Origin of the sequence: Algibacter sp. (assembly GCF_049667265.1) — a bacterium.
In the GTDB taxonomy this organism is placed as follows: domain Bacteria; phylum Bacteroidota; class Bacteroidia; order Flavobacteriales; family Flavobacteriaceae; genus Algibacter_B.
This window is the reverse complement of the sequence record NZ_JBATHX010000042.1, coordinates 1-8,937: the sequence shown is the minus strand read 5'-3', so window position 1 is coordinate 8,937 and position 8,937 is coordinate 1. Positions and strand designations below refer to the sequence as shown.

Sequence of the window (8,937 nt, the reverse complement as noted above, 5' to 3'; positions counted from 1 at the left end):
CAAGGACAAGCTAGTGATATTGAGATTACTGCTAGAGAGATTTTAATTTTAAAGGAAGAACTTTATAAAATTATTAGTAAGCATTCAGGGCAGGATTACGACAAAGTGTATGAAGATAGTGATAGAGACTATTGGATGAAGGCTGATAAGGCTAAAGAATACGGTATGATTGACGAAATTTTGGCTCGTAAATAATTTATTTGTAATTTTAATGAATTGTTTTACAGGTATTTAAAACAATTCACCCCAAAAATAGGTAAGATTAATGGCAAAGGAAGAATTAGAATGTTCGTTTTGCGGTCGTAAAAAACCTGAAACAAACTTGTTAATAGCAGGTCTAGATGCTCACATTTGTGATAGATGTATTGAGCAAGCACATGGTATTGTGCTTGAAGAATCTAAACAAAGTGATAGTAGTGATCTTTCTGCGGAGTTAAAGCTTCGTAAACCCCAACAAATTAAAACATTTCTAGACGAGTATATTATAGGACAAGTCGCAACCAAAAAGGTTATGTCTGTTGCTGTTTATAATCATTATAAACGTTTATTACAACCACCATCGAAAGATGATATTGATATTCAAAAAAGTAATATCATAATGGTTGGACAAACTGGTACAGGTAAAACATTAATGGCGAAAACTATTGCTAAAATGTTAAATGTACCTTTAGCTATTGTTGATGCTACGGTTTTAACCGAAGCTGGTTATGTTGGTGAAGATGTAGAAAGCATTTTAACACGCTTGTTACAAGCTGCTGACTATAACTTAGAAAAAGCTGAAAAAGGCATTGTGTTTATTGATGAAATTGATAAAATTGCCCGAAAGAGTGATAACCCATCAATAACTAGAGATGTTTCTGGTGAAGGTGTACAACAAGCGTTATTAAAACTTTTGGAAGGAACCGTTGTTAATGTGCCACCTAAGGGAGGACGTAAACATCCAGACCAAAAATTTATTGAAGTAAATACCGAAAATATTTTATTTATTGCAGGTGGTGCATTTGATGGTATTGAAAGACATATTTCAAAACGATTAAATATGCAAGCTGTAGGTTATAGCGCTTCAATGTCTGATGAGAATGTCGATCATAGTAATTTATTACAGTACATAATTCCAAAAGATTTAAAAGACTTTGGGTTAATTCCTGAAATCATTGGTCGTTTACCAGTTTTAACTTATATGGATCCGTTGGATGCAGAAACTTTAAGAGCTATTTTAACGGAACCTAAAAATGCCATTATAAAACAATACAAAAAGTTGTTTGAAATGGATGATATAGATTTTTCTATTACAGATGGCGCATTAGATTTTATCGTTGGTAAAGCAATCGAATATAAACTAGGAGCAAGAGGCTTGCGTTCACTTTGTGAAGAGATTTTAACTGATGCTATGTTTGAACTTCCAAGTGGTAATGAGAAAAAATTAAATGTTACTAAACCTTATGCTGAAGATAAATTATCAAAAACAACTTTAAAGAAACTGAAGGCAGTTTCGTAAAAGTTTAAATTTTATATATTAAAAAACCACGCTGAATAGCGTGGTTTTTTTTGATTGGATAATTAATTAATAATGGATATCTATATAAATCTAGTTATGTCTGTTTTAAATCTGAGGTAAAAGTATACTTAATAATCAGTAGCACAAAGTCACTTTATGCGCTTTTAGACTATAAGACGAAATACTCGTTTAAAAAACTTTTCTGTTACACTTAATCGAATTCGTTACTTTTAAACGGTATAATTTGCTTATTCTACAATTACAAACTCAACGCGCCTGTGAGCCTGTAAATCTTTATCAGGACAATTATTTTTACAATCCATCAATGATTTTGATTCACGGTAACCATTCCAAACTAACCGAGTTCTAGAGGGGTTTATGACAACTATTTATGAGTTTAATTTCAATAAGGCGTCTAAATAATTTCTGGTATTAGAAAGCCTTGGAACTTTATGTTGTCCGCCCAATTTGTCATTCTGTTTTAGCCAATCATGGAATAATTGGGTTCTAGCAATGTTTATTTTTGGCTTGTTTAATGTTATGTTGTTATAACGTTTTGCTTCATAATCAGAATTTAATGCTTTTAAAGCATTATCTAATAATTCATTAAAATAGTCAATATCTTTTGGAGGTGTTTTAAATTCAATCAACCATTCATGCGCGCCCTTTTCTTTCCCCTTCATAAAAATGGGGGCGGCTGTAAAGTCAACAATTTCTGCTTTTGTTCGTTTACAAACTTTTTTAAGAGCGTCTTCAGCATTTTCAATAATTAATTCTTCGCCAAAAACATTGATATGATGCTTCGTTCTACCAGAAATTTTTATTCTGTAAGGATTTAATGAAGTAAACCTAATAGTATCTCCAATTTTATACCGCCATAACCCTGCATTGGTAGTAATAATTACTGCGTAGTTTTTATTTAATCTTACTTCGCTAAGCGGAATGGCTTTTTCTTCAGAAGTGGCATACACATCCATTGGGATAAACTCGTAAAAAATACCATAATCGAGCATAAGTAATAATTCAGATGAATTATTTTGGTCTTGAATAGCAAAAAATCCTTCTGAAGCATTATAGGTTTCGTAATACTGAAAATCCTTTTTGGGCAATATTTTTTTATACTGATCTATATAAGGTGTAAAACTAACACCTCCATGAAAATAGGCTTCTAGATTTGGCCAAACATCATGCAAATTATCTTTTCCTGTAGTTTCCAAAACATTATTTAATAAAACCAACATCCAAGATGGCACTCCTGCTAAGCTGGTAACATTTTCATTGATGGTTTCATCTACAATGGCTTGCATTTTATGTTCCCAATCGCTCATTAATGAAACTTTGCTGCCTGGCGTGCTACTAAACTCTGCCCAAAAAGGCATATTGTCGATTAAAATAGCTGATAAATCTCCAAATGCCGTCCCGTTTTCTTTATACAATTCTTTACTGCCACCAAGGCGTAAACTTTTTCCAGTAAACAATTGAGAGTCCTCATTGTTGTTTAAATACATACACAACAAATCTTTGCTAGCGGCATAATGACAATCTTCAAGCGACTCTTCACTAACAGGAATAAATTTACTTTTCCCACTTGTTGTACCGCTTGATTTTGCAAACCATTTTATAGGCGTTGGCCAAAAAATATTATTTTCTCCTCTTCTAGAACGCTCAATGGTATCTTGCCAACCTTCATAGTTTTTTATTGGAACACGCTCAGCAAAAGTTTTATAATCTTTAATGGATGCAAAATCATATTGCTGGCCAAATTCTGTATTTTTAGCAAAATCTATTAACGTAAAAAGCAACTCATTCTGAACTTCATTCGGATATTTTAAAAACAATTCAATCTGATGAAATCGTTTTTTTAAAAACCATGATGCAATAGAATTGACTAAGGGAATTGGCATATTTATCCTATCTTTATTTTTCTAAAAATAATACTTTTTTTTATGACCTACCAAGGTGTTTTAACAAAAATGGAAACCGAGTTTGAAAGCCCTATCCAATACTATCTTGTTTTTGAGAATGATTTTTTAAATATGAATCAATTATTGAATAAAAATGTAACCATTCAGTTTGTAAAACACCAATGTTTAAACTGCGGATTAGACAAACCTATTTTCAGGCAAGGTTTTTGTAAAAGTTGCTTTTTTGAAATTCCTCAGGCAGCCGATTGGATAATGCGCCCTGAATTAAGCACCGCACATTTAGATAAGGAAGACCGCGATTTGGCTTACGAAAAGAAAGTGCAATTGCAACCACACATTGTGTATTTAGCGAACTCAAGCAATGTGAAAGTAGGTGTTACTAGAAAAACCCAAGTACCAACGCGGTGGATTGATCAAGGCGCACATGAAGCTATTGAAATTGTTGAAGTTCCTAACAGGTATTTGGCAGGTATAACGGAAATCGCGTTAAAAGATCACGTAGCCGATAAAACCAATTGGCGTAAAATGCTTAAGAATGATGTTGTAGACGAAAGTTTAGAAGCTTGGAGAGATCGTTTGAAACAATATATTCCTGATGAAGCTAAAGCTTATTTTATTGAAAATAATAAAGAAACAAATATCGATTTTCCCGTTATAAAGTATCCTGAAAAACCTAAAAGTTTAAATATTGAAAAAGAACATCAGTTTTCGGGAAAACTCGTTGGTATTAAAGGGCAATATCTCATTTTTGAAGATGATACGGTTTTTAATATTCGATCTAATGAGGGGCTAGTGGTCCAACTTTCCATTCTTTAATTTTAAAGAATTTTTAACAAGATTGACTAAAAGTAATTTATTGTTATTTAGTAACTTGTAATTAAAAAATGAAAATTCCAGTAATGTTTTATGTTGCAGTTACTACATTTTTGTTGGTGATGCTAACGGTAATGGCGGCCATGAATATGGCTTTTACATGGGTATTCTACACCATGTGTTTAGGACAAGTTTTAGTGGTAATAATGACTTTTAAAGTTTTAAAAGATAATTATACCACAGATAAGACTTTTGAAAATTTTTACGAGGATAATCCAGTAAATTACAGACAGTAATCTTTAGGTATAAAAAAAACCACGACATTTAAGTCCGTGGTTTTTTTATTAATTTTCAGATTAAAGGACTACTAAATATCCTCTTGGTCTCTTAAATTTTGAATATAAGCTGCTTTTTGAACTTCGCGACGTCTTTTTACAGAAGGTTTTGTAAAAAATTGACCGTCCCTTAAGTTTTGCATTACTTTAATGTTTCTGTGCTTTCTTTTGTAGCGTTTTAATGCTCTCTCGATGTTTTCACCATCTTTAACAATTATTTTTAACATATGCTTTTATTTTGTGCTTTTTCTTAAATCCTAAAATGGTCTGCAAATTTGCGGTTTTTAAAAATAAAAACCTAATAAATTTAATCTTTGTTTAATAGCTTATCCTAAATAAGTTTTTAAGACTTTATTTTTTGAAGCATGACGTAATTTTCGAATTCCTTTTTCTCTTATTTGGCGCACGCGCTCTCGTGTTAATCCGAAAGCATCTCCAATTTCCTGAAGGCTTTTTGGCGATTTTACACTTATGCCAAAATAATGACGAATAACCTCAGCTTCTTTTTCAGATAAGGTATCTAAAACACGATTAACTTCTAGATTTAATGAGTCTTTCATTAATTTAGCATCTGGTCGAGGCGATTCCTGTCCCTGAACCACATCATACAAGTTTGAAGTTTCACCTTCTTTAAAAGGCGCATCCATGGATACGTGTCTTCCAGAAATTTTCATCGATTGCTTTACATCGCTAATCGATAAATCTAAAGTATTTGCAATTTCGTGAGCACTTGGGGGTCTTTGATTTTCCTGTTCTAGGTAAGAATAGGCTTTATTTATTTTACTTATCGAGCCAATTTTATTCAATGGCAATCTAACTATTCTTGATTGTTGAGCTAAAGCAGATAAAATAGACTGACGAATCCACCAAACAGCATACGATATAAATTTAAAACCTCTTGTTTCATCAAAACGCTGTGCGGCTTTTACAAGTCCAGCATTACCCTCATTTATTAAATCGGGCAGCTTTAAACCTTGATTTTGATATTGTTTTGCAACAGAAACCACAAATCTTAAGTTAGCCTTTGTGAGTGTGTCCAAGGCATTTTGGTCGCCTTTTTTTATGCGCTGTGCTAATTCTACCTCTTCTTCGGCAGTAATTAAAGGGATTTTACTAATGTCTTGTAAATATTTGTCTAGCGATTTAGATTCTCGGTTGGTAACTTGCTTCGTGATTTTTAATTGCCTCATAAATTTTAAACTTGGTTTTAAGATTAAACGTAATTAATAATATAACAAAAAATATGGGAAATCCTAAAAAAAGAAGGTTTTTATTTGAAAATGAATGAATAAAGACTAAAAAAGGTTGTTTTTTGATGCTTTTGAGGTTTTTTGAACTCAAAAAATGGAGTTACTGTGAAAAGTTTGAAACAGCATGTTGTAAAAAATTTAGTTTACAGGACAAAGGTAACTAATATCAATAATAAATTTAGAAAGCAAACTGCAGACTAAATTCTGATTTTAGCAAACCAGCCCGCGTTAGAAATTGCAGCGGAAAACCCTACCCTTGTGGTAACTCCCTAAAGAAAAAAAACTATTGATAATGAGAAACTGAAACAAGTTCAGGATGACAAGTCATTCCTTAAACCAACTTGAGTATTTGATATAGGCATCGGCAATTCGGTTTATTTGCCCTGAAACATGGGCCTCGCTAACATCTTTAACTTTTTTAGCGGGAACGCCTGCATATATACTTCCGGACTCGACTATGGTATTTTGCGTAATGACTGCGCCGGCTGCCACAATGCTATTACTTTCTATTATGCAGCCATCCATAATGATACTGCCCATGCCCACCAAAACATTGTCGTGAATGGTACAGCCATGCACCAAAGCATTATGCCCAATGGAAACATTATTACCAATGGTTGTTCCGTTTTTTTGATAGGTGCCATGAATAACAGCGCCGTCTTGAATATTGACTTTATTGCCCATTTTGATGAAGTTGACATCGCCACGAACTACGGCACTAAACCAAACACTACATTGGCTTCCCATGGTGACTTCGCCCACTATAGTGGCGTTTTCGGCTATGAAACAATCGTTTGGGATTTGTGGCGTGTTGCCTCTAACTGGTTTTATTACTGGCATAAATATTTCCTTTAAAAAAAGGAATCTCTTAATTTTGAGTTCCTTTTGGTTTGTTAATATTTGTTTTTCTTGCTTTGCTCGAAAAGCGTTTTGTTAATGGTAAAATTATGAATTTTGTTTCAATTTATGAGATTCCCGCCTTCGCAGGAATACACTATTTAAAGTAAGCCAATAAATCTGATTTTTTTGAGGCTGAAACCATTACTTGTTTTCCGTTACTTAAAACCACACTTCCACCCTTTCCTTTTACGTATTTTACAACTTCATTCACATTAACTAAATAGGATTTATGCACACGCGCAAACCCTGAATTGGTTAATGCTTCCTCGAAATATTTAAGTGTTTTGCTTACTATTTTCCTTTTATTGTTGTTTAGGTAAATCTCGGTGTAATTATCGTCGGCTTTACAATAAAGAATATCTGAGGTGTTAAGTATTTCGAATCCGTCTAACTGCGGAATGGTAATTTTTCCTGCTACGCTATTTGTTTTTGGCACGAGTATTTGGTCTTGAAGCGCGTCTTCTTTTGATTTTATTTCGGCAACGTAATCGACAGCTTTTATAAGCTCATCAATTGAAATAGGTTTCATTAAATAGTAACTGGCATGCGCGTTTAACGCATCGATAGCATAATGATTATAGGCTGTTACAAAAATGGTTTCGAAATTTATGTCGCCCACCTTGTCAAGCAAATCGAAGGCATTGCCATAGGGCATTTCTACGTCTAGAAATACGAGATCTAAATCGTTATTTCTAATTAAAACCAGAGCTTCCTCCACATTTGCTGCTTCGCCTAAAACAGAAACATTTGGACAGTACTTTTTGAGATAATTTTTTAGAATTTCTCGGCTGGTTTCTTCGTCTTCAACTATGATTGAGGTTAGTTTCATATTTATAAGTTTGAAGCTCGAAGCTGGAAGTAGGAAGCAAACTTTGTTTGTGCTTCAAACTCCTAACTTCTAACTCATTTTAATCCTTTTTAAGCGTTACAACTACCTTCGTTCCGGCATCTTCTTCCTCTTGAAAATCATCAATAAAAACATCTACTTTATCCTTATACATATCGTTTAAAATAGATACCCGTTTTTTAATATTACCCATACCTTTTGAGTTTTGCTTTTGCTGATTTTCAGTTTTTAAGGCTTTTGATTTTTCACGTCCTATCCCATCATCAGTAATGGTAATTTTAATTTCATCAGGTGCTGATTGAGTAATGTTTATTTCTAATTTCCCTTTGCTCTTTTTATACCTCAACCCATGCCACACAGCGTTTTCAATATAAGGTTGAAGTAACATGGGCGGAATTACAAAGTCTTTTATCGCAATACTGTCATCTACATGTATGGCGTAATTAAATTTATCTTGAAACCTGAAATGTTCTAATTTAATATAGAGTTCTATCAATTTTATTTCTTTTTCTAATGGAATAAAATCTTCTTCGCTATTTTCTAAAACGGCACGCATTAATAATGAAAAATCGGTAAGATATTTATTTGCCGTGCGCTCATCATTTGAAGCAATAAAACTATTTACTGAGTTTAAGGCATTAAATATAAAATGTGGATTCATTTGGCTTCGCAAACTTTTTAATGCCAATAAATTATTAGCCAAACGCTGTTGTTTGATGTATTTAAACATTAAGAATGCTGCAATAAGCAACAAGATTAATCCACCAATTAATGAATAAATTATCAGTTTTTGGCGTTTTGCTTGCTCCTCAGATAATTGATATTTACTTTCGGAAAGTTCTCTATCACTTTCTAAGCTCGAAATGCGATTTTGTTTACTCACAATATCTTTACTAAACCTGGCAGCCTGGGATATTTCTTGTTCTTTTTTAGAATACAATTTATCAACCAAATCCACATAATCTTGATAGGCTAATAATGCTTTATCAAATTGCCCAGCATCTCTGAAAACTTCAGAAAGTCTTCTTGTGGCATCCTTTTGAACTATTAAATCGGCCTTACCACCAGCCTCTTCAATACTTTTTTCTAGATACGGAATGGCATTTTCATAATCTCTTTGCGAGGCATAGGCGTTTCCTATTTTATAGTTTTGTTTTTGCGGTGTTAACGGACTTTCATTATCTAAATCGGCCTCCGTTTCAATTTCGTTAATGGTATTTAAAGCCTCTTTTCTTAATTCAATTTCATCGGTATAATTATTGGATTCGTTTTTAAAATCGGCGACTTTAATTTGCTCTTCAACAGCTCGCTTTTTGTTTTCATTATTAGCCAATTTCATCGATTTATTAAAAAATCCTTGAGCCTTTTG

At 33.1% G+C, this 8,937-nt stretch carries 10 protein-coding genes; 4 read left to right on the top strand and 6 right to left on the bottom strand.

The window, feature by feature from the left end; translation table 11 throughout:
* Together WBN21_RS01420 and clpX are read left to right on the top strand one after the other, a co-directional pair.
* Positions 1-195: ClpP family protease (locus WBN21_RS01420; protein ID WP_424197528.1), on the top strand; the 195-nt coding region annotated here is incomplete at its 5' end.
* 70 nt (positions 196-265) lie between these two features.
* Positions 266-1,498: an ATP-dependent Clp protease ATP-binding subunit ClpX gene (gene clpX, locus WBN21_RS01415; protein WP_424197527.1), complete on the top strand. Its 1,233-nt coding sequence runs from the start codon at positions 266-268 to the stop codon at positions 1,496-1,498.
* Positions 1,499-1,887: 389 nt separating this feature from the next.
* On the opposite strand, the gene WBN21_RS01410 is transcribed toward clpX, so the two are convergent.
* Positions 1,888-3,402, bottom strand: a complete 1,515-nt coding sequence (locus tag WBN21_RS01410) for a GH3 auxin-responsive promoter family protein (protein WP_424197526.1) — start codon at positions 3,400-3,402, stop codon at positions 1,888-1,890.
* A gap of 42 nt (positions 3,403-3,444) precedes the next feature.
* Here WBN21_RS01410 and WBN21_RS01405 point away from each other — a divergent pair, with 42 nt between their 5' ends.
* Both WBN21_RS01405 and WBN21_RS01400 read left to right on the top strand, forming a co-directional pair.
* Positions 3,445-4,239 carry a DUF2797 domain-containing protein gene (locus WBN21_RS01405; RefSeq protein WP_424197525.1) on the top strand — a complete coding sequence of 265 codons (795 nt, stop codon included), beginning with the start codon at positions 3,445-3,447 and terminating at the stop codon, positions 4,237-4,239.
* Between the two features lie 68 nt (positions 4,240-4,307).
* Positions 4,308-4,532, top strand: coding sequence for a hypothetical protein (locus tag WBN21_RS01400; RefSeq protein WP_424197524.1), 225 nt, complete (start codon positions 4,308-4,310; stop codon positions 4,530-4,532).
* A 71-nt stretch (positions 4,533-4,603) separates the two neighbouring features.
* Here the strand turns inward: WBN21_RS01400 and rpsU are convergent, their stop codons facing one another.
* The 5 genes from rpsU to WBN21_RS01375 all read right to left on the bottom strand — a co-directional run.
* Complete coding sequence (gene rpsU, locus WBN21_RS01395; RefSeq protein ID WP_019387676.1) at positions 4,604-4,798, bottom strand: 30S ribosomal protein S21; 195 nt, start codon at positions 4,796-4,798, stop codon at positions 4,604-4,606.
* A 99-nt stretch (positions 4,799-4,897) separates the two neighbouring features.
* Positions 4,898-5,761 (bottom strand): sigma-70 family RNA polymerase sigma factor, encoded by an 864-nt coding sequence (locus WBN21_RS01390; protein WP_424197523.1) that lies wholly within the window; start codon positions 5,759-5,761, stop codon positions 4,898-4,900.
* Positions 5,762-6,145: 384 nt separating this feature from the next.
* Positions 6,146-6,661, bottom strand: a complete 516-nt coding sequence (locus WBN21_RS01385) for a gamma carbonic anhydrase family protein (protein ID WP_424197522.1) — start codon at positions 6,659-6,661, stop codon at positions 6,146-6,148.
* A gap of 154 nt (positions 6,662-6,815) precedes the next feature.
* Entirely contained in the window at positions 6,816-7,550 is a 735-nt protein-coding gene (locus WBN21_RS01380) for a LytR/AlgR family response regulator transcription factor (RefSeq protein ID WP_424197521.1), read from the bottom strand.
* A gap of 79 nt (positions 7,551-7,629) precedes the next feature.
* The coding region (locus WBN21_RS01375; protein WP_424197520.1) for a histidine kinase at positions 7,630-8,937 on the bottom strand (1,308 nt) is incomplete at its 5' end.

Bases quoted from the DNA above. Each gene is read 5' to 3' on its own strand.
- clpX (WP_424197527.1), top strand. From the start codon at position 266: ATGGCAAAGGAAGAATTAGAATGTTCGTTTTGCGGTCGTAAAAAACCT.
- WBN21_RS01410 (WP_424197526.1), bottom strand. From the start codon at position 3,402: ATGCCAATTCCCTTAGTCAATTCTATTGCATCATGGTTTTTAAAAAAA.
- WBN21_RS01405 (WP_424197525.1), top strand. From the start codon at position 3,445: ATGACCTACCAAGGTGTTTTAACAAAAATGGAAACCGAGTTTGAAAGC.
- WBN21_RS01400 (WP_424197524.1), top strand. From the start codon at position 4,308: ATGAAAATTCCAGTAATGTTTTATGTTGCAGTTACTACATTTTTGTTG.
- rpsU (WP_019387676.1), bottom strand. From the start codon at position 4,798: ATGTTAAAAATAATTGTTAAAGATGGTGAAAACATCGAGAGAGCATTA.
- WBN21_RS01390 (WP_424197523.1), bottom strand. From the start codon at position 5,761: ATGAGGCAATTAAAAATCACGAAGCAAGTTACCAACCGAGAATCTAAA.
- WBN21_RS01385 (WP_424197522.1), bottom strand. From the start codon at position 6,661: ATGCCAGTAATAAAACCAGTTAGAGGCAACACGCCACAAATCCCAAAC.
- WBN21_RS01380 (WP_424197521.1), bottom strand. From the start codon at position 7,550: ATGAAACTAACCTCAATCATAGTTGAAGACGAAGAAACCAGCCGAGAA.